The following is a 19,172-nucleotide window of genomic DNA, read 5'->3' as shown; positions in this document are numbered from 1 at the left end:
TCAATGAGTAGACCTCCCGAGCCGCACGGACGACAACCTCATAAACCGCCCCGAGGCCGGATGCGAGGCCGACGACTGTGTAGGCCAGCGCAGCGCCCCGCGGTGAGACGCATGGCAGGTTGCAGCCCGCCCGTCCCTTTGATCGATCGGCTTGCGGGATGGTGCGACAGTTGGTCGAGACCGCGTGTGTCGCACGAGTCTTCGGCTCAGAGCTCGCAGGCCTCCGCCACGAGGGCTGCAACCCGCTCGTGCGGCAGGTCCGCGGCGAGCTCGACCCAACGGTTCGGCTGACCCTTGTAGGCCGCACCCTCGCCGCTCGCGCGCACCTCCTCGGCCCGCTCCGACGTCAGGCGGACGACGACTCGACCGCGGCTGGTCATCGCACGGACCGCTCCGTGCGTCACAAGGCTGCCGCGGGTGTTGCGGCGAAGACCCGGGTGGGCCGCGACGAACTCGACCGCCAGGCGGTCAAACAGCTCGGCGGGCGACGAGGTCATGGCAAATCCTCGACGGATAGCGTCAACACCTCGTCGGTCATGGCCGAGCTCGCCCAGACCCGGTCACGATGCACGAGCAGGTCCACGTTGCCGTCCCCCACGGGCGGGGCGTCGGCCATCCGGACCCGGCCACGCTCGGTGCCGTCCTCAGGATCGACGGCGACCACGGTGGGCCCGTCTGGCAGGAGCGCCAGGACGCTGTCGCGGGTGGCGGCGAGAGCGTCGACCGCGACAACGTCGTTGAGACGGACCTCTGGTCGCAGCGTCTGTGCGTCGAGCCCGACGAGTGAGTCCTGCAGCGAGCACGCAACCCAGAGTCTCCCGGCGGCCTCGACCATGCCCTGCGGTCCGTCGCACACCGTACGCGTCACCGGTCGTGGCCCGTCGACGCGGGTGACGGTGCCGGCGCCGTATGACGACACCCACACGCCCGACGCCCCGGCGTGTACTAGGCGGGGACCGGTGCCGACCTCTACGCGCCGCGCCACCGTCGCGTCGGGCAGCCGGAGCTCGACGGCCTCGCTGCGCGCCTGATCGACGACCCACAGCGAGTCCCCGGCCCGCGCCAGGCCCTCGGGCTCGTGAAAGGAGCCGACCCTCTCCAGACGCGGATCGAGGCGTCGCAGCACGCCGGCGCCGAAGACGCTGACCCACAGTCCGTCGGGGGTATCAACCGCTCGCAGCGGGACGTCGCCGACGCGGGTCGACCGGTCCACCCATGGCTCCGCGGCCCCGGCGGACGCGGTGCGCGGGCCGTCATGGTGCTCGAGCGAGAGGTGGCGCACCGCGCCAGCCTGTGTGGCGACCGCCCACACGCCTCCGTCGCGTGCGACCGTCAGACCGATCGGGTAGCCGGGCACCCGGGTCGAGGCCACGGCGTGGGACACCGGAGGCGTAGGGTAGTCCGTCGCTGCGACGTCGCCCTCGGGCGCCGGCGAGGTAGCTGCCTCGGGCGGGTTTTCGTCGGATCGGGTCGGTTCGGGGCCAGCGCACCCCGCCAGCGTGACGGCACCGCACAAGAAGGCGGACGTCAGTCGCAGGGTGGCACGCGGCCGATCGGGAAGGGCGGGACGCTGTCGCATGGCCGCGACGGTAGAGGGAGACGGGGCAAGCCGGGCGGACCTTGACGACCCGTCAAGGTCGCGCTGAAGTGGATCCGTGCACATCGCCGAGTTCAGCCGGGCCACTGGCCTCACCCCGCGGGTGCTGCGCCTGCACCACCACCGCGGTCTCCTGGTGCCTGCAGCGGTCGACCCGGCCACCGGTTACCGCTCCTACGACCCTCGCCAGGTTGCGGTCGCCCGCCGGTTGGCCGCTCTCGTCCGCACCGGCATGGACGCCGAAGAGGCGGCCGCAGTCGCGGCAGAGGGCAGTAGTGACGGGCTCCAAGCGCACCTACGCCGCGTGGAGGAGGACCTCGCGCTCCTACGCGCCGAGGTCGCGACAACCCCAGGTCCGGAACTCCCGGTGATACCCCAGGACTTCGCTTCCCTGACGGTACTGGTGCGCGAGGAGGTGCTGCCGGTGCACGGTGTCGCCGAAGGTCTGCGGCGCGTCCGCGCGCAGCTCCGGGCGGTCACCTCACGCGAGCCCGCGTCCTTCCTCACGTCCGACACGCGGCGACCGGCTCCGATCCGGACGGCGTTCCACGTGGAGCTGGTCGACCCGCGCTGGACCGGCGACCACGTCCAAGCACGCGTCCTCGTGCCCTGGCGGGCCGGTGCGGCGGTGCCCGCGGGCTGGCAGACGCGAGAGCTTGCCCGAAGAAGCGTCTTCACGCTGGACGTCGGAGCGCTGGTGAACGCGACACTCACCGACGTCTTAGCGGCCCACAGGGCGCTCACCAACTATCCGGGGTGGTCGGGGCCCCTCACGCCGGCGACAGAGCGGGTCTGGCAGCTCTACGATGCCGACCTGAGTCAGCTTTGGGTCGGACGCGAAAGCGTCGTGGACCCGCCTGCTGGCGACCTCGTCGACGACCTCCCTCAGCAGGACCGCCGATAGGACGAATCAGAAGCCGCGATCACAGGTGCGGCTGATCTTCGGAACGTCCTCGCCCTGGGTGAGACTGACCACGACAGCGGAGAAAGTTCGAGATGTGTCCGAAGCGGGTCACCGATGAGCGACGCCGGAGACGTCGCTCATCGGCCTGTCGGAAGTAGTCCCACGAGCCGAACCCCACTGGGCAAACCGCTGTGGTCGAGACCGGCTCCGATCAGTTCCGCTCATCGGCGTCCCGCCGAGGTGTCGGTTGCGGGACGCCAACGAGGTGACGATCAGCGTCGTGTGGAGGCGTCAGCAAGATCGGCCTTGGCCGCGATTCGTTGGCGCTCGATGGCGCGATAGACCGTCGAGCGGCCGATCCCGAACAGCTCAGCTACCTCGAGGGTGCTGTACTCGCCGCTGTGCACTAGCGAGACGAGGTGCGCTTCCTGCTTGCGACTTAGCTTGGGCTGCTTGCCCTTCAGCCGGCCCTTGGCCCTGGCGACCTTCATGCCCTCGACTGTGCGAAGCCTGATGAGGTCGGACTCGAACTCAGCGACCATCGCGAGGACGTTGAACAGCAGCTTCCCGACAGCATCGGTGGGGTCGTAGACGGACCCGCCGAGGCTGAGGCTGATCTGGCGGGTGGTGAGCTCGTCGGCGATCGCCCGGGCATCAGGCAGGGACCGGGCCAGCCGGTCGAGCTTGGTCACGACCAACGTGTCCCCGGCACGACAGGCGGCCAGCGCCTCGCGCAAGCCGGGGCGCTCGCGGTTGGTGCCGGTCAGGCCGTGATCGACGTAGATCCGCTCGGCCTCGACACCGAGTCCGAGCAGCCCGTCACGCTGCGCGGTGAGGTCTTGTTGATCGGTGGAGCATCGGGCGTACCCGACAAGCAGTGCGTTCATGGCGCACCTCCAATGGGGTTGGTCCGGCCGATCCAGGGCTGTGGGTCGGCTCGGGCATCGAGCAGGGCTCGACCTCACCAGGAACTCGCTGCGGGCCGTCTTCGACAAGCCCCCTCTGCCACCTCGGCGGCGAGCTGCCAGTCTCGTGTTCAGCGGGGGCGCTGAACGAGGACCCGGGTGACTCGACTGGTCGCGCTCAGGTGCCGGCCGAGGTCGGGATCGAGCAGGCCGGCGACGGTCGCGATGTCGGTGACGCGTCCCGCGATGTCGTACCTGAGGAGTGGCTCGTGGTGGGCCACTCGGTTGCGCAGACCGTGCAGACGTCCGATGGGGCGGTCGACGTCGCGCCGGTCAGTGCCCGGTGCGAACGCCTGGTGGAGGGATGGCACCCACAGCGACTTCTCATGGGCGGAGGAGCTGAGGAACCGCCAGAAGCCGAACATCAACTCAGCAATGACCTTGCCGGGTGGAGCGGCGGGGCCGCCGGCGGAGTCCACGGCACGGTGGAGTGACTCACGTGTCCGCAGGTTGACGTCGACTCGTCGACCACGACGGGTGCGCCACAACGGCGCGAAGGCCGGGATGTTGGCCGTGGTCCAGTGCGGGGGTCCGGGCCACCGCGCTGAGCGCGCGGTCGTAGGCGTTGCGTAGCCCGACTTCCAGGTGGGCGAGATCTCGCAGCAGGGCGGCGCTGATCTCGGCGTTCCACTCGTACAGGTCCAGAGCCAACTGCGGGTCGCCTTGGCTGGCGGCCAGGTAGACACCGTGTCGGGGCTGGCTCAGCCAGCGCTCTACCCATGGCCCAGGCGCGGGTGGCCCAGGACTCGGCGGAGGCGGTGGCGACGTTGTCATCGCCCCCATTCTCACGTATCGTTCCTCTTGAAAGCCCCGGTGGACCGCTGGCCTTGGCCATGTCGCCGGGGCTAAGTCATGCCCTCTCAAGTCTTCGCTCATGGCGGCAGACTCGACGACACCACCGGCTAGTGTCGCGGGCTACCTCTTGCGGCGGGTACCGGTCCCGATCACCGATCGGCCTACGGAGAGGGTCGGTGCCCTCGATGCGGACGAGTTAGGCGTGGCCCGCTGGCGCGCCGCGTTCGTCAACCGGTTTTGGTGCTTGCTGTGCTGGGAAGGGGATGTGGCTCCCGACGGCCTCAGCGGATGGCCAACGAATGCGAGGGGAAGTCACGACTCGACTCGAGCACTGGATCGGCATCCTCGCCTTGGCAGGAGCCGTTGTTGTTGGTTTGAACCTTGGCCAGATCTTCGAGGGGATTGACCTGTTGACGCCCGGCATCGGCACTGCCCTCGGCGCGGCTGCCGGGACCGCGGTGCACGCCGCGAAACAGAGACAGTCTGGCGATGACGTCGACGCGAATCGAGTCGATGCAACTCTTCTGCCGTTTGCGCTGGAGGGCAACAGGAGCGAATTCCATGCTTGTACACAGGCGGGATGAGCTCACGACGGGACTGGGCGAGCCGGCGCGACCCGCTAGTCGCAGGTGCTCTCGAATTGATCGCGCGGCACGGTCTCGCCCGAGTCGCCGACCAGTACGTGGCCGGCACTGAGCTGCGTGAGCCATCGCGGTGCGACGACCACTCCGCTGCCGTCCAGTTCAGTGGTGGTCGAGGCGGCGTCGACGCTGACCTCGCCCCGCTGCGGCCATGAGATCCCAGCGCCGCGCCAGAGCGGGGTCGGAGCGGCGGGATCCAGAGTCGTCAGCCCTGACGTGGTCAGGTCTGTGGCCCATCGGCCGATCTCGCCGGTGGCGTCCGTCACGATGACTTCGTCGAGGACTCGATCACACGAGATCACCACGAGCACCGGCTGCCCCCGGTCGTCCAAAGCGACACCGACCCGGCCCGAGACTGCACTGGCACACCCGGCTGTCAGGAATGCCGCCAAGCCGGCCAGCACCGCCAGCGCGAGGCTGAGTCGAACACGTGCAACTATTCGGAGGGCGAGGGTGCGAGCCGAGACGCGAATGGGCATCGGCTACTTCACCTCTGGTCGGCGAAGCAGGGTCGGGCCGACAGCGAGGGGCACGATGATCCAGATCGCGGTGGTCGATCCGAGCTGAGTCCGTTCCTGTGGTGGAGGCATGCGATGTGGCTCAACTTCTCTCCGATCACCGAGGTTTAGCGCCAGCGGTGCGCGACACGAACGACCGTCACGAGCAGCACGAGTTCGACGCAGCTACCGATCAGGTAGTACACCCATGTCTCGCCCAGCATCCCGCCGACGATGGTCAGCGCATAGATGGGGGCGAGCGTGAGGTTGGCGAGTCGGTTCGGTCGGCGCGGGAGCAGGATGCAGCCGGCCACCATCAGGCTCGGGATCAGGATGTACAGCGTCGTGAGGGTCAAGAAGGTCTGGTCGATTGCGAACCCCGGTCCCGACACCTCGCCGGCCAGGGCGCCGTTGATCACGTCGGCGCGGAAGAAGCCGAAGATGTCCACGTAGGCGAACACCAACAACATCGAGGTCCACAGCCCGCTGAGGACCAGTCGGCGGTCGAGCGGTTCATGAGTCGGAGCGGCAGTGGCGGGCGTTGGCGTGACGGGGGCGTGGAACATAACTGGGATGTTTCCTCTCAAGTAGGACCGAGTTCGGCGCCGGTGCACCGAGGGTGAATGTTGACCTGGTTGTCGACGTCCTCGCCCGCTGGCACGAAGCAGCCGGACCCGGCCGTGGCTAGGTGCACGGATGACCGCTCAACCCAGCACCAGGAGCAGCGTCAGTGCCCCCAGCACGACGGTCTGCACGCTGTGTACGCAGATGCCGATGAGTGCGCTCCGGTAGCGACTGGCGGGATAAGAGACGAGGAACATGTCGAGGAGGCTTGCTGGGATGGCCCACGGGACGTGGAGGTGGTAGACGGCGAAGAGGACGCCGTTGGCACACCAGTCCCCACGGCCGAACGCTCCTCGCATGCGAGGCAGCAGCAGGCCGCGAAACAGGAGCTCTTCCCCAAGGACGGTGTTGAGGATCATCATGGTGAGGATCAACGCGAACCAGGGCCAGTTTCCCGCCATGAACTCCTGGCCGGCGCTGGACTGGAGGAACGTGCCGAGGTCGCGGTGGTCCGGTGATGGCAGGCTCGGCAGCTCCTCGGTGGCCGCCACCAGCAGGACCAGTGGGACGAGAAGCCACCAGAGCCGACCACCGCTGCGGCCACTGCGGGGGCTACGCGGGGACCGCAGCCACAAGGCCTCTTTGGCGACCGACCAGCGCAGCGTCCCCTGCTCATGGCGCAGGGCGCCCATGACGAGGATGAACTGCCAGACCAGGCCGGCGGTGAGACAGACCAGGATCGCGCGGGGCCAGGCGCTCGGCCCCTCGAGTGCGTCGGCCAGGAGGGGAGCCCCCACCCAGGCGAGCGCCGCCATCGGCAGGGCTGCCGCTGCCCACGTGCCGAGAATACGACGGCGCGAGTACTGCGGGACCGATGGCAGGGCACCCGCGCGAGCAGGGTCTGGCGTGACTGTGGCACGAGGTACCGGTCTCGTCGTTCCGAATGCGGGGGTTGCGAGCCCTCTCCCATCGTCGCGGGTCGTCGTCTCCTGAGGCAGGTCCATGCCGGCGACGCTAGGAGCGAAACAGGGTCCGGTGCGTCCTCCGAAGGCCGTCTCCTCGCTACGACCACCTGAGGACCCGGCGTCCTACCAACGTAGGACGCTGGACGCCGGCGACGGCGATACATTGGCCGGGTGCACCGACTGCGGGTCTTCCTCCTTGAGCACGGGTTGGATGCAATCATCGTCTGCCTGGCCGCCGCGGCGGCCCTGACCATCGTGACGCACACCGGCTCGACCGGCACCGACGACGTCGGCGTCGTCTTCCACGCGGTCGCCGTGGTCGTCATGAGTCTGGCCCTGACGCTTCGCCGTCGAGCGCCCTTCGCGATCCCGGCGGGTACGTGGCTGTCGAGCGCCACCTTGTCCATAGTCGACGGCTCGTTGATCGCGGGGCAGGCCCCGCTCTCCATCGTGGGGATGATCGCCGCGGTGCTCCTGGGTGATCTGAAGGACCATCGGCAGGCCCGTGCGGGGCTTGCCGTGGTGGTGGCGTCAGCAGCGACCGTGGCCTACCAGGACCCAACCCACGCGGCGGGCGATCTGTTCTTCATCCCAGGACTCTTCGCTGCCGGGTGGCTGGTGGGGTTCACCCTCCACGCCCGCACGGAGCAGGCCGAGGCCGCAGAGGAGCTTGCGGCCAGAGCAGAGTGGCAACGTCGCAACGAGGGAAGGGTGGCGGTCGCAGAGGAACGGGCCCGGATCGCTCGCGAGCTGCACGACATCGTCGCCCACGCAGTGAGCGTGATGGTCCTGCAGGTGGGGGCACTGAGACACCGGCTGCCGGTTGAGGACGTGACGAGTCGGGAGACTCTGCGCAACGTGGAAGAGGCCGGCCGCGACGCCCTGACCGAGATGCGCAGGCTGCTGGAGGCGATGCGCCGCGACGGCGACCCCCTGGACCTGGCCCCCCAGCCCGGCCTCGGCGGGATCGCTGCGCTCCTGGACACCGTGCGCGCTGCGGGGATCGACACCGATCTTCACGTCCATGGCGAAGCCGTCGACCTTCCCCCCGGGCTAGCACTCTCGGCCTACCGCATTACCCAGGAAGGCCTGACCAACGTCATCAAACACGCCCACACCCACCGTGCCGAGGTCCACCTGCGCTACTGCACCGATGGCCTCGAACTGGAGGTCCGCGACGACGGCGGCGGACCGACCACGACAGACAGCCTCGGTCACGGTCTGGTCGGAATCCGTGAACGGGTCGCGCTCTACGGGGGAAGCATGACCGCGGGCCCCACGGAGACCGGCGGCTTCGCCCTGCGCGCACGACTCCCGCTGGGCCCGGGCTGACGGCGTGAGCATCAAGACGTTGATCGTCGACGATCAGGGGATGGTCCGCGCGGGTCTGCGCATGTTGCTCGACGTGGAGCCGGACATCGAGGTCGTAGCCGAGGCGGGCAACGGCATCGAAGCAGTCGCACGTGCCGCCCGCCACCGACCCGACGTCATCCTCATGGACATACGCATGCCCGAGCTGGACGGCCTCGAGGCGACTCGCCGGATCTTCGCCGCAGACGAGGACGCCAAGGTCCTCATCCTGACGACGTTCAACCACGATGACCTTGTGTACGAAGCACTGCGTGCCGGCGCCAGTGGTTTCGTCCTCAAAGACGATCCTCCCGAGCAACTCATCGCTGCGGTGCGCACAATCGCGGCCGGAGCCGCGTTGCTGTCGCCCTCGGTGACCCGCAGCCTCATCGCTCACTTCACGAAGGAGCGTCGAGAGCCACGACCCGTCACGCTCGACACCCTCACCGCCCGGGAGCTAGACGTCTTTCGACTCATCGCCCTCGGCTTGTCCAATGCCGAGATCGGGCGCGAGCTCTTCATCAGCGACACCACCGTCAAGACGCACGTGACCCGGCTCCTGCGCAAGCTCCAGGTCAGGGATCGCGCGCAAGCGATCGTGTTGGCCTACCACCACCACCTCTTCGATACTCGATGATAGGGAAGGACCCCATGGACCTCGTGGACGCTGAGCGCCACCTCCAAGCAGCCCAGCGCCGGGGAGACCTCGACGCACTTGATGCCCTCCTGCACCCGCGTGTCGTCGGCGCCGGCCCCGACGGCGCGCTCTTCACCAAGACCGACGACCTCATCGCCTACCTGTCCGGGTCGCTCCGGATCCTCCAGCTTGAGGAGGAGGCGGTCACCGTCCGTGACGATGGCAAGACGGGTGTGACTGATCTCGTCGCCACCGTGGTAGCGATCCACGACGGCTCGGAGACTGCAGCGCGGCTGCGCTACACGCGACTGTGGGTCCAAGAGGAAGGCCGGTGGCGCGTCATCGCCGCGACGTTCGCCCCCCACGCCGCGGGGCCGGGTGCGGGTCCGGACATCGTCGTTGTGTAAGGACCTCGGTCCGGACAGCCCCCCGTTGCCGAATGTCATCAGGCGCAGTGCTTACTCATGCCTCCCGCGGAGAGAGTGCGGACGCCCAGGTGTTCGCCGTGTCGATTCGAGTCGCCACCAAACGCTGGCCGGGGCTGGTGCCAACGACTCGACCAACCCCGCCCGCCAACGGCGACTCGAGCGGCTCGGTCTGTCTGAAGCGCCCCAGGTTTGATGCCGCTCCTGTTTGAGTCCAGGAGGATACGCACATGCCAAAGTTGATCGATCCCGAGCTGAAAGCTCGAGCGGTACGTCTGGTGCTGGAGCACCGAGTCGAGTACCCGACCACGACGGCCGCGGTGGCGGCGGTTGCCCGGCAGGTCGGGGTGGGCAAGGAGAGCCTGCGCCGGTGGGTCGCGCAGGCCGATGTCGACGCCGGTAGCCGTGAGGGTGTGACCACCAAGGAGCTGGAGGAGATCCGCCGGTTGAAGGCGGAGAACCGGCGGCTGCGTGAGGACGTGGCGATCCTGAAGGCTGCGACGTCTTATGCGGGTGATCGCTGTCAAGTGGGTGTCGGGTCGAGTCGTTTGAGGAGTGCTTCGTAGGCGTCTCGGCGGCCGGTCTGGCCTTTGGTGTCGGCGTCGTCGCGTTGGGCTTGGAGGGTGGGGCGGTGTTCGATGGTGGTGAAGAACATGGTGCAGGACTCGCAGATCGTCTCGTAGCGGCAGTCGAGCTCCAGGGGGCGGGTGCAGTAGCCGTTGCCGAGCAGCCGCTTGGTGGCCTCGGCGCGAAGGGCGTGCATGGCGGGTCCGGCCGCGTCGTCGGAGAGCACGGCGGGCCGGCTGGTGGCGTACAGGGTCTCGACCTTCTTGGTGACGGCGAAGTACTCGTCGGTGACCGTGCGGTCAGCGATCCGGGCGTACACCATGGTCATCGACAGGTCGTGGTGACCGAGCAGGGCAGCGATGGCTTCCAGGCTCATCCCGCGGTTGATGGCTTGGGTGGCCAGGGTGTGGCGCAACTGGTGCGGGTGGACGTGCCCGAGCCCTGCTGCGGTGGCGGCCTTCTGGACGGCCTTGTCGACCCGGGTCGGTGGGATCGGGCGGCCTCGCTCGGTCAGCAGCACGGTGCTGGCCTGCCAGTCCGGGCGGGCGGCGATCCACGCGTCGAGCAGGTCCTTCAGCTGGGGGTGTAGCGGGATGTACCGGTCGGTGTGGAGCTTGCCGACCGGGGTGCGTAGCCAGTACCCGGTGCCGATCTGCACGACGGCGTCGACGCTGAGCCCGAGCAGCTCGCCGCGGCGCATCCCGGTGCGGGCCAGGGCCAGGACGATGAGCCGGTCGAGCGGGTCGGGCAGGTTCTTGGCTGCGGTCATGAACGCGGCGGCCTGGGCGTCGTCGAGGAACTTCGGCAGGGGCTTGTCCAGGCGGGGCCGGTCGGTGCCGTACACCGGGATCCGGGTGGGGGCGTCGTCATAGTCCCACTCGATGATCCGGGTGAAGAAGGTGTGCAGGTGACCCATCCGCATCCCCAGGGTGGTCTTCGTCAACGGTTTGCCGCGGTAGCCGGGCCGGTCAGCCAACTGCGCCTTGAATGCTTCGACGTGCTCACGGTTGATGTCGCGCACCCGGGTGACCGGCGGGTCCGAGGCCACCAGGGCGGTCGCGAACTGACGCAGGGTCGTGTCGAACAGGGCCACCGAGGATGCCCGCAGCGACAGGGAGCACTGGTGCAGGTAGCGGCGCATCGTGGTGACCATGACCGGTGCCATGGAGGTGAGGTCGTCCCAGTCGACCTCGTTGGCCGGCCGGCCGGTCCAGCGGCGCCGGATGTCCGGGGCGGGTGCCTGCCCGCGGTGGAACATCACCGCGTCGAGCCCGAACAGCGGCGTCGACAACGACTTCGGCCGGTACCCGCGCTGCGCGATGACGGCGTCGTGCCCTGCGGCCCTGACCTGGTGGTACTGCGTCGCGGCTAGCCCTTGAGGGCTGGTCCCGGTGACGACGCAGATCTTCGCCAGCCAGGCCCACATTCGGCCGATCTCTCTGTCGCAGAACCCAAGTGAACAGGCCTGCGCCTGGAACGTGTCTGCCTGCTGCGGGTAGGCGTCGCGCAGGTACTTGCCCCATCGGCAGCCGGAGGCGACGACGAAGTCGACGTCCACCGCGACACCGCAGGCGATCACGGCGCGCCCTGCGAACGAGGCGACCTCGGTGCGGACCTGTCGTCGCTCGGCCACTGACGCCGCGCGCCAGCCCTGCAGGTCCCCGAACCTGCGCCGGAAGGCTTCGACTCCGGCACGCCGGATCCGGCGCGCGCAGGGCGTGGCCCCAGCTTGGACGTAGGTGCGGGCCACGGCCGCCAACGACAGCGCGACCGGCACCGGCACCGGCACCGGCACCGGCACCGGCACCGGCACGGCCGTCTCGTCAGGGGTTGGGGTGTGGACTGCTGTCGCGGGGGTGCTCACGGTTCCTCCTCGTGTAGGCCATCGAGGATGGCCATCGCCCGCTGGTACTCCCCGGCGAGCCAGTCGTTGGACAGGTGCAGGTACACCCGGGTGGTTTCGATCGAGGCGTGCCCGGCCTGGGCCTGGATCGCCTCGAGCGCCATCCCGGCCTCGCGCAGCCGGGTGAAGCAGGTGTGCCGCAGCTCGTGGCAGGACGCATGCGTCAGCCCGGCCCGGCCCCGGGCGCCGGCCATAACCTCATCGAGCCCGGCCGCGGTCAACGGCCGCCCACGGTTGGGTCCCTTCAGAACCACGAAGACGTGGTCGTCGATCGCCTCGGTAGGCCGCTCACTGCTCAGGTAAGCGGCCAGGGTGGTGAAGAAGACATCGGCGACCGGGACGAGGCGTTGATGCCCGCCCTTGCCGTCCGCGACGAACACCCGCCGGTCCCCGACCTGCACATGCTCGAACCGCAGCCCCAGGACCTCGCACCGGCGCAGCCCACCATGGACCATCAACGCGACCATCGCCCGATCCCGCTCGGTACGCAGCGCCCCGGTCAAGGCGCTCACCTCCGCGGGCGCGAGCACGCGCGGCAGCTTGCGCGGTGCCCGCACCAGCGGCGCCCCACGCCGCCCGCCGTGGCCTCGCCCGTCAGGTCGGGCATGACGTGCACCCAGGCTGCGCGGAACGGGATTGCGGTCACAGATCCCACGCAAGAACAGGTAGTCAAACAGCGAGGACACCGTGGCCAGCCGTCGCTTGATCGTCGACGCGGCCAAGCCCGCCTCGCCATCGGCGAGGCGGATCACGTTGCCACCACGACGAGGGGCACGCTGGGCCTCGATGAAGAACAGCACGTCCGTGACCGTGACCTGCTGCGGCGTCTTGGGCACCACCGTGAAGAAGACCTTCAGGTCGAACGCCTGCGCCGTCAACGTGTTCGCCCGCACCCGCGCCGCGGTGAACCTCAGGTACTCATCGACCAGCGGATCACCCAAGCTCGGCGCGCTACCCACCGGGCGCACCAGGCACGGCATGAACGACCCGAAATCAGACGTCGCAACCTCCTCGATGAATGACTCACCACGAGCCTCCACCCGCGACTGGGAACCACCCGGGACCAACGCGCCGATCACCTACATATCAAGCCTTTCTTCGCGGGGGAACTCGACCCCCGCAACCGCTGATCATGGGCTTCATCGACGCCCAACGCGGCGAAGGCCACGCGGTCGAGTCGGTCTGTCGGGTCCTGCGCGAGCAGGGCTGCCAGGTCGCCGCGCGGACCTACCGGGCCTGGCGTCGGGCCCGGCCGGCCGCCCGAACGGTCAGCGACGCCGCGGTGGTGGACCGGGTGCGGGAGCTGGCGTGGACCACCGACGCCCACGGCCGCCGCAAACTGGCCCCGGAAGGCTTGTACGGACGGCGGAAGATGACCGCGATGGTCCGCCGCACCGGGCTGCCCGAGGCGAGTCCCCGGTTCGGTGGACCGGGCAATGAAAACGTTGGGGCTCAGCGGTGTTCGTCGAGGCCGGGCGATCCGGACCACGATCCCCGGCAAGGACGGGAACCGCGCCGGGGACCTGCTCAACCGGGACTTCACCGCGCCCGCCCCGAACCGGGCATGGGTCACTGACTTCACCTACTGCCGCACGTGGGCCGGGTTCGTGTACGTCGCGTTCATCGTCGACGTCTTCTCCCAGCGGATCCTGGCCTGGCACGCTTCGACCACGAAAGAGACCGACCTGGTCATGACACCGCTGCGGATGGCCCTGTGGCAACGCGACCGAGACGGGCACCCCGTCCCGGGACCCGGCGCTGACGATGAAGGACTGATCCATCACTCCGACGCCGGGTCCCAGTACACGTCGCTGAGGCTGACCGGGCACCTCGCACTCGAGGGGATCCGGCCCTCGATCGGCAGTGTCGGCGACGCCTACGACAACGCCCTCATGGAGTGCATCAATGGCCTCTACAAGACCGAGTGCATCCGCACCACGATCTTCCACGACGGCCCCTACAAGGACATCGCCGACGTCGAGTACGCCACCGCCGGCTGGGTCGACTGGTACAACACCAGCAGGCTGCACAGCTCTTTGGGCTACCTGCCCCCAGTCGAATACGAACAAGCCCACTACGCTGCCCTCAACCCCGAGCCGCAGCCCGTATGAGAGCGGCAGAGAACCTGGGGCGCTTCAGTCACATCGAACGCTCGCAGCTCTACGTGGCCACTGGCGTCTCCGCGAGGGTCGAACCTGATCTTGTAGGTCTCCGATGAAGCTGCCTCGTACGGCAATTCAACGACGCTCGACCACTCCTCCGCTTGAGCAACAATTGCCCCACTCGAGTCGAGTAGCTCAACGGCCGTGTTGACACCGCCGAAGTCAGGGTCCTCGGGGTCGTGGTAGTAGTCGGTCCCAGAATGTGTCGATGTCGTGATGAAGACCTTCTGCACGGCTGAAAGCTCAAGGCCGAGGAGAGCGTTCTCGCCCGGGGCGAGGGCATGCTTCCATGGGCTAGGACTGTCGGACGCCACGATCGTTTCGTGCACCGTGGCCGCGGCAGGCGACACTTGCACGATGGAAGCGCCGGAGCCCGACGTGAGCTCGACGGCGTACTCCCCGGCCTCGGGCAGAAGGATGGGTTCGACGAAGGCCTCGCCCCAGTCCTGACTCTCGCCCAGAACTACGTCACTCGGAGAGATTAAACGAACGAACCCCTATCCAGGAGTAGCCGTCAGCGGCGCGCGCGCTGAGTGCGACACGTTCGCCCTCGTTCGCAGCAAAGGTCGCCATGACCGGCTGTGCCGCTCCGTCTTCACCGACGGTGACGGGTTCACCCCCGATGAATAGCTCAGCTGAAGGGGTGTTCGCCGCCGCAGCCACTCCAGCTGATGACGACGTACCCACCACCGCCAGCTGAGTCAACACCACAAGGGCTGCAGCCCACATCGACATAACGACACGACCAACTTGCACGTGCGACTCCCCCGAGACGTTTGCCGGCCCTTCCCAGTTCAGCACGGTTCGGGTCTGATCGAGGGACGGCGTCGGTAGGGACGTGAGCCGTCGGCGGCGAGCAGGATCCGGATCCGGTAGTTGGTGAAGCTGCGGAAGCCGTGGGCCAGGCGGCGGGTCTTCTCGATGACGCCGTTGAGCGCCTCGGTCGGCCCGTCGCTGGTGCCGGGTCCTTCGAAGTAGGCGAGCACGTCAGCGGCTCGCTTCTTCAGGGTCCGACAGGTGGCTCCGGCGAACCGCCCCTGACCTGCGGAAACGCAGGGCAGGGGCGGTTCGGTTCTGGTGGTCGCGCGATGCCCTCGCCTCACGGCTCCGCCCGACACCGACGTCGCTCTCCTCTGCGACGGACCCCTCGCCGGCTGAGCGCTCGCGGCCGGCATCCTGTCCGTGTACCGATAGGCCTCGCACCGCTCGGAAACGCAGCGCGGCGTTGCGTCGCGACCTGGCGACGGCTCGGCGGGGCGCGATCGTCCCGTGCCTTGGGCGACTACGGGAGCTTGGACGCGAGGACGTCGGCCGCCAGGATCTCGGGTGCTGCGCCGAGGAGGTGCTGGTTGGCCATCAGGGCTGCGACGATGGCGCCGTTGGCGTGGGCGTCGCGAGCGGCCTCGTCGGGGAATGCATCGAAGATCCAGAAGGTGTCGGCGTGGGTCCTGACCGCGAACCAGACAATCGTTCCTACTTCTTCGTTGGCGAGCGCGACAGCGCCGGCGAGCAGATCGGCGAGCGCGTCGTGCTGCCCGTCGGCCGCGACGATCTTGGCGACGAAGGCATACGGAAGGGATGAGGGTGTGGACATGAGGGGTTCTCCTAGGTGTCGAGGTTTCTTGGTGAAGCGAGTTCAGCGTATGACGAGCAAGGGCATGTGAGAAGTGGCGTATACGGCAGTATTGCTATTGTTCGCGCCATGCGTATCGGACTGATCGCGATCGACGGCTGCTTCGGTTCCGCTGTCGCGTCGGTCATCGACATCCTGCGGGTGGCCGACGGAGCCCGCGGCGACGTCGACCCGCGGATCGACCCGATCGAACTCGCCATCCTCGGACCGAAACGGAGAGTGACCACGACGGCATCGATGACCCTGTCGGTGGACCATCCGCTGTCGGAGTGCGCAGAGTTCGACGTGGTCGTCGTCCCTGCGCTTGGAACCCTCACGGCCGCCGCTACCAACGACGCCCTCCAGAGCCGAGATGCTCGTTCGGTCATCGCCTCGCTCGGGCGCCTCGACGACGCGACCACCCGGATCGCCGCGGCATGCACCGGCGTGTTCGCTGTCGCCGAGACCGGACGGATGCATCATCGGCGGGCGACGACCAGCTGGTTCCTGGGGCCGGAGTTCCTGAAGCGCTATCCGACCGTCGCCCTCGATCTCGACACCATGGTCGTGGTCGACGGGAACCTCGTCACCGCCGGCGCCGCGTTCGCCCACATCGACCTCGCGCTCTCACTCGTACGATCGATCAGCCCCGACCTGGCCCAACATGTCGCCAAGCTCCTCATCATCGACGAGCGTCCGTCGCAGGCGGCCTTCGTCGCCTACGAACATCTCCGGCACGAGGACCCGATCGTCGTCGAGTTCGAACGCTTCGTGCGCGCCCGCCTGGACGAACCGTTCAACGTCGCCTTCGTCGCGCAGTCGCTCGGCACCAGCCGGCGCACCCTCGAACGACGAGTCCGTGCGGCGCTCAACCTCACTCCGCTCGGCTTCGTCCAACGGCTTCGCATCGAACGAGCTCGGCACCTCTCAGCAACCACGGACCTCACCTCCGCCGAGATCGCGCTACGGGTCGGCTACGCGAACGCCGAGACTCTGCGCTCCCTCCTGCGTAGGGAGCGACGCCGTTCCTGACCCATCGCCCTGGCGTTTGCGTGGTTGGAGTTCTCGGCTGCCGGCATGCGGTCGGCGAAGGTGATCGCGAAGGCGTTCAGGGCTGGCTTCCACCGGGTGACCCATCGTGCCTGCCCGCGTCCTTTGGGGTCCAGGGAGCGGGTGACCAGGTACAGCGTCCTGAACGCGGCCTGCTCGGTGGGGAAGTGGCCCTTGGCGTTGACCGCGCGCCGGTAGCGGGCCTTGAGCGACTCGATCGCGTTGGTCGAGCAGAGCACCTTGCGGATCTCGATGTCGCGGTCCAGGAACGGGATGATCTGTTCCCAGCTGTTGGGACAGGCGCCGTTGCCGCTTCTTGACGATGACCGGTTCGAAGCTGCCGTCACGGTCGCGGGGGACCTCGACCTGCACGGGGCCGGCGTTGTCGGTCAACACCGTCTTGGCTCGGGTCCCGTTGCGCGAGTTCACTCCATTGCGTCCCTGCACGGCGTGCTTGTCGTGGCCGACGTGCTCGGTCATCTCCTCCTCGAGGGCGGCCTCGATGACCTGTTTGGTGATCGCCGTCAGCAGCCCGTCCGGGCCGGTCAGGTCATCACCCCTGGCGCGAGCGGCCTTGACCAGCTTGCGCACCGCCGCACGCTCCACCTCTTCAGGTGTGAGCGCCTTCTTGCCTGCCTTCCGCAGTGGGCTCACGCCCACCAGTGTGTCGGTCATCAGTCCGACCCTTCCCGCTGAACTCTCAGCGTGTTGGGCCAGTTACACCGTTCGTCGGACCGTGCCCTGAGGGCTGCCATGCTGGCCCGACACCCGCGATCGCCAGACCAGCGAGGAGGCACCGAAATGGCCGAAGGCACCGGCACGGCATCCGACCCCTGGCACCTGACCACGGCCCCCGGCTCGTCGCGGTACACGATGCACGCCGACCGCGAGGCCGACCCGCCCGCACTTGTCTGCCAGGTCGGTTCGACCACCCTGCGCTACCACCTCAGCGCGATCGAGGACCTGCACGGGTGGCTGGTCCAGCAGGGCGACTGGGTCGACCTCGGGGCGGCGGACGAGAAGAAGGAGCCCGCGCCGGGGACGGTCGAAGCCTGGGGCCGGGCCGCGGACAACCCGGTCGGAGGCTGGTACGGCCTGCGCAAGGGGTATCGCGGCCGGTTCGGCATGTACCTTCCGCCGCTGCTCGAGGCGCTGGGCATGGCTGAGCTCACCCACGACGCCCGCAACAACCGCATCCGCGCGATCTGAGCGGGGGGAGGTACATTGGCGCTCCGCCCACGGGGAGGCGGACCGTGCAGGTGAAGCAGACCCAGGAAGAAGGACCACGATGTCCGACGCAACGCCGCAGCCGCTCGCGCCTCCGGAGGCCACCCTCACGCTGACGGCACCCGAGCCGCCGGCCGTGGTCGCCGCCACGGCCGCCCCGAAGATGGCTCCGGCCGTCGAGGCCGCCGCGCTTCCGGGCCTGGACGCCAAGGTCGACGACTACCTCCAGACGCTGCTGCAGGCCGCACCTCGGTCGCCGGAGTTCGCGGCCAAGGCCACCGACGTGCGCACCATGGGCGACACCGACATCCGCGCCGCCGCCGAGACCTCCAACCGGCTGCTGAAGTCCCCGGTGAAGGCACTCCAGGAGGGTGGGCTGTCGCAGGGCTCGAAGGTCGGGGCCACTCTGCTCGAGCTGCGCCGCACCGTCGAGGACCTCGACCCCAAGGAGGCGACCGGCACCAAGAAGCTGCTCGGCATGCTGCCCTTCGGCGACAAGGTCACCGACTACTTCCGCAAGTACCAGTCCGCCCAGAGCCACCTCGACGGCATCCTGCACGCGCTGCGCGACGGCCAGGACGAGCTCGCCAAGGACAACGCCGCGCTCAACCTCGAGAAGCAGCAGCTGTGGAAGGCCATGGGGCGGCTCAACCAGTACGTCTACGTCGCCGAGCGACTCGACGCGCGCCTCGCCGCCAGCGTCGCCGAGCTCGAGGCCACCGACCCGGACAAGGCTCGGGCGCTGCGCGACGACGTGCTCTTCTACGTCCGCCAGAAGCACCAGGACCTGCTCACCCAGCTGGCCGTGTCGATCCAGAACTACCTGGCCATCGACATCGTCATCAAGAACAACATCGAGCTCATCAAGGGCGTGGACCGGGCCTCGACCACCACGGTCTCGGCGCTGCGGACCGCCGTCATCGTGGCGCAGGCGCTGGGCAACCAGAAGCTCGTGCTCGACCAGATCACGGCGCTCAACACGACGACGAGCGGGATGATCCAGCGCACGAGCGAGATGCTGCGTGAAAACTCGGTGCAGATCCAGCAGCAGGCCGCATCCGCGACGGTGGGCCTTCCGCAGCTCCAGGCCGCCTTCGCCAACATCTACGCGACGATGGACGCGATCGACGCCTTCAAGGTGCAGGCCCTGGACACCATGGCGGCGACCATCGGCACCCTGGAGACCGAGGTCACCAAGTCGCAGGCCTACCTCGAGCGGGTCCAGCGCCAGCACGACCCGCTCGTGCACGGCTCCCTGGATCTCGGCGAACCGGGCGGCGGCGCACGCTGAACCCGCGCTCGGGCATAGTG

20 protein-coding genes and 5 pseudogenes are annotated in these 19,172 nt (G+C 68.4%); 9 read left to right on the top strand and 16 right to left on the bottom strand.

Translation table 11 applies throughout. From position 1 onward, the window contains the following. Positions 1 to 206 precede the first annotated feature (206 nt). Both C8E84_RS03100 and C8E84_RS03095 read right to left on the bottom strand, forming a co-directional pair. Complete coding sequence (locus C8E84_RS03100; protein WP_159899396.1) at positions 207 to 497, bottom strand: hypothetical protein; 291 nt, start codon at positions 495 to 497, stop codon at positions 207 to 209. Continuing rightward, entirely contained in the window at positions 494 to 1,384 is an 891-nt protein-coding gene (locus C8E84_RS03095) for an NHL repeat-containing protein (RefSeq protein ID WP_159899394.1), read from the bottom strand. The genes C8E84_RS03100 and C8E84_RS03095 overlap by 4 nt, the downstream gene beginning before the upstream one ends. 271 nt (positions 1,385 to 1,655) lie before the next feature. Here C8E84_RS03095 and C8E84_RS03090 point away from each other — a divergent pair, with 271 nt between their 5' ends. Continuing rightward, a complete protein-coding gene (locus C8E84_RS03090; protein WP_159899392.1) occupies positions 1,656 to 2,501 on the top strand; it encodes a MerR family transcriptional regulator in 846 nt (281 codons plus the stop codon). 272 nt (positions 2,502 to 2,773) lie between these two features. On the opposite strand, the gene C8E84_RS03085 is transcribed toward C8E84_RS03090, so the two are convergent. The 7 genes from C8E84_RS03085 to C8E84_RS03060 form a co-directional block, all read right to left on the bottom strand. Next, positions 2,774 to 3,388 carry a recombinase family protein gene (locus C8E84_RS03085; RefSeq protein WP_159899390.1) on the bottom strand — a complete coding sequence of 205 codons (615 nt, stop codon included), beginning with the start codon at positions 3,386 to 3,388 and terminating at the stop codon, positions 2,774 to 2,776. Positions 3,389 to 3,537: 149 nt separating this feature from the next. Further along, positions 3,538 to 3,885, bottom strand: a complete 348-nt coding sequence (locus tag C8E84_RS17740) for a hypothetical protein (protein WP_211675362.1) — start codon at positions 3,883 to 3,885, stop codon at positions 3,538 to 3,540. Positions 3,886 to 3,901: 16 nt separating this feature from the next. Continuing rightward, positions 3,902 to 4,117: a hypothetical protein gene (locus tag C8E84_RS17735; RefSeq protein ID WP_211675360.1), complete on the bottom strand. Its 216-nt coding sequence runs from the start codon at positions 4,115 to 4,117 to the stop codon at positions 3,902 to 3,904. 425 nt (positions 4,118 to 4,542) lie between these two features. Continuing rightward, the gene (locus C8E84_RS03075) at positions 4,543 to 4,824 is read right to left on the bottom strand and encodes a hypothetical protein (protein ID WP_159899388.1); all 282 of its coding nucleotides are present in this window, start codon (positions 4,822 to 4,824) and stop codon (positions 4,543 to 4,545) included. Positions 4,825 to 4,880: 56 nt separating this feature from the next. After that, positions 4,881 to 5,381 carry a hypothetical protein gene (locus tag C8E84_RS03070; protein ID WP_159899386.1) on the bottom strand — a complete coding sequence of 167 codons (501 nt, stop codon included), beginning with the start codon at positions 5,379 to 5,381 and terminating at the stop codon, positions 4,881 to 4,883. 146 nt (positions 5,382 to 5,527) lie between these two features. After that, positions 5,528 to 5,965, bottom strand: coding sequence for a DUF6326 family protein (locus C8E84_RS03065; RefSeq protein ID WP_159899384.1), 438 nt, complete (start codon positions 5,963 to 5,965; stop codon positions 5,528 to 5,530). Positions 5,966 to 6,103: 138 nt separating this feature from the next. Beyond that, positions 6,104 to 6,760, bottom strand: a complete 657-nt coding sequence (locus tag C8E84_RS03060) for a CPBP family intramembrane glutamic endopeptidase (protein ID WP_246196745.1) — start codon at positions 6,758 to 6,760, stop codon at positions 6,104 to 6,106. Positions 6,761 to 7,099: 339 nt separating this feature from the next. On the opposite strand from C8E84_RS03060, the gene C8E84_RS03055 reads away from it, so the two are divergent. From C8E84_RS03055 to C8E84_RS03040, 4 genes and pseudogenes are all read left to right on the top strand, one after another. Next, positions 7,100 to 8,260, top strand: a complete 1,161-nt coding sequence (locus C8E84_RS03055; protein WP_159899381.1) for a sensor histidine kinase — start codon at positions 7,100 to 7,102, stop codon at positions 8,258 to 8,260. 4 nt (positions 8,261 to 8,264) lie between these two features. Beyond that, entirely contained in the window at positions 8,265 to 8,915 is a 651-nt protein-coding gene (locus C8E84_RS03050) for a response regulator (protein WP_159899379.1), read from the top strand. A 14-nt stretch (positions 8,916 to 8,929) separates the two neighbouring features. Further along, positions 8,930 to 9,322 (top strand): nuclear transport factor 2 family protein, encoded by a 393-nt coding sequence (locus C8E84_RS03045; RefSeq protein ID WP_246196744.1) that lies wholly within the window; start codon positions 8,930 to 8,932, stop codon positions 9,320 to 9,322. Positions 9,323 to 9,570: 248 nt separating this feature from the next. Next, positions 9,571 to 9,849 (top strand): annotated as a pseudogene (locus C8E84_RS03040) (transposase); the annotation flags it as partial. Positions 9,850 to 9,863: 14 nt separating this feature from the next. On the opposite strand, the gene C8E84_RS03035 reads toward C8E84_RS03040, so the two are convergent. Then, positions 9,864 to 11,771, bottom strand: a complete 1,908-nt coding sequence (locus C8E84_RS03035) for a tyrosine-type recombinase/integrase (RefSeq protein ID WP_211675358.1) — start codon at positions 11,769 to 11,771, stop codon at positions 9,864 to 9,866. Next, on the bottom strand, positions 11,768 to 12,751 hold the full coding sequence (locus C8E84_RS03030; RefSeq protein ID WP_246196743.1) for a tyrosine-type recombinase/integrase: 984 nt from the start codon (positions 12,749 to 12,751) through the stop codon (positions 11,768 to 11,770). Before C8E84_RS03030 ends, C8E84_RS03035 begins: the two co-directional genes overlap by 4 nt. A 149-nt stretch (positions 12,752 to 12,900) precedes the next feature. On the opposite strand from C8E84_RS03030, the pseudogene C8E84_RS03025 reads away from it, so the two are divergent. Next, positions 12,901 to 13,921: pseudogene (locus C8E84_RS03025) on the top strand (IS3 family transposase); the annotation flags it as partial. 519 nt (positions 13,922 to 14,440) lie between these two features. Here the strand turns inward: C8E84_RS03025 and C8E84_RS03020 are convergent. The 3 genes and pseudogenes from C8E84_RS03020 to C8E84_RS03010 form a co-directional block, all read right to left on the bottom strand. After that, entirely contained in the window at positions 14,441 to 14,773 is a 333-nt protein-coding gene (locus C8E84_RS03020; RefSeq protein ID WP_159899373.1) for a hypothetical protein, read from the bottom strand. Continuing rightward, positions 14,767 to 14,985, bottom strand: a pseudogene (locus C8E84_RS03015) (transposase); the annotation flags it as partial. The pseudogene C8E84_RS03015 and the gene C8E84_RS03020, both read right to left, overlap by 7 nt. Positions 14,986 to 15,254: 269 nt before the next feature. After that, positions 15,255 to 15,566, bottom strand: a complete 312-nt coding sequence (locus tag C8E84_RS03010; RefSeq protein ID WP_146357789.1) for a putative quinol monooxygenase — start codon at positions 15,564 to 15,566, stop codon at positions 15,255 to 15,257. 108 nt (positions 15,567 to 15,674) lie between these two features. Between C8E84_RS03010 and C8E84_RS03005 the strand changes: the two genes are divergently transcribed. After that, positions 15,675 to 16,616, top strand: coding sequence for a GlxA family transcriptional regulator (locus tag C8E84_RS03005; RefSeq protein WP_159899371.1), 942 nt, complete (start codon positions 15,675 to 15,677; stop codon positions 16,614 to 16,616). 29 nt (positions 16,617 to 16,645) lie between these two features. Here C8E84_RS03005 and C8E84_RS18480 read toward each other — a convergent pair. Both C8E84_RS18480 and C8E84_RS18475 read right to left on the bottom strand, forming a co-directional pair. Beyond that, a pseudogene (locus C8E84_RS18480) lies at positions 16,646 to 16,927 on the bottom strand (transposase); the annotation flags it as partial. A 64-nt stretch (positions 16,928 to 16,991) separates the two neighbouring features. Further along, a pseudogene (locus C8E84_RS18475) lies at positions 16,992 to 17,309 on the bottom strand (transposase); the annotation flags it as partial. A gap of 126 nt (positions 17,310 to 17,435) precedes the next feature. Between C8E84_RS18475 and C8E84_RS02995 the strand changes: the two are divergent. Both C8E84_RS02995 and C8E84_RS02990 read left to right on the top strand, forming a co-directional pair. Then, positions 17,436 to 17,843: a DUF6855 family protein gene (locus C8E84_RS02995; RefSeq protein WP_159899369.1), complete on the top strand. Its 408-nt coding sequence runs from the start codon at positions 17,436 to 17,438 to the stop codon at positions 17,841 to 17,843. A 79-nt stretch (positions 17,844 to 17,922) separates the two neighbouring features. Beyond that, complete coding sequence (locus C8E84_RS02990; RefSeq protein WP_159899367.1) at positions 17,923 to 19,152, top strand: toxic anion resistance protein; 1,230 nt, start codon at positions 17,923 to 17,925, stop codon at positions 19,150 to 19,152. Positions 19,153 to 19,172: the final 20 nt, after the last annotated feature.

This window comes from Ornithinibacter aureus (genome assembly GCF_009858245.1).
GTDB lineage: Bacteria > Actinomycetota > Actinomycetes > Actinomycetales > Dermatophilaceae > Fodinibacter > Fodinibacter aureus.
This window is presented reverse-complemented; position numbering and strand designations above follow the sequence as displayed.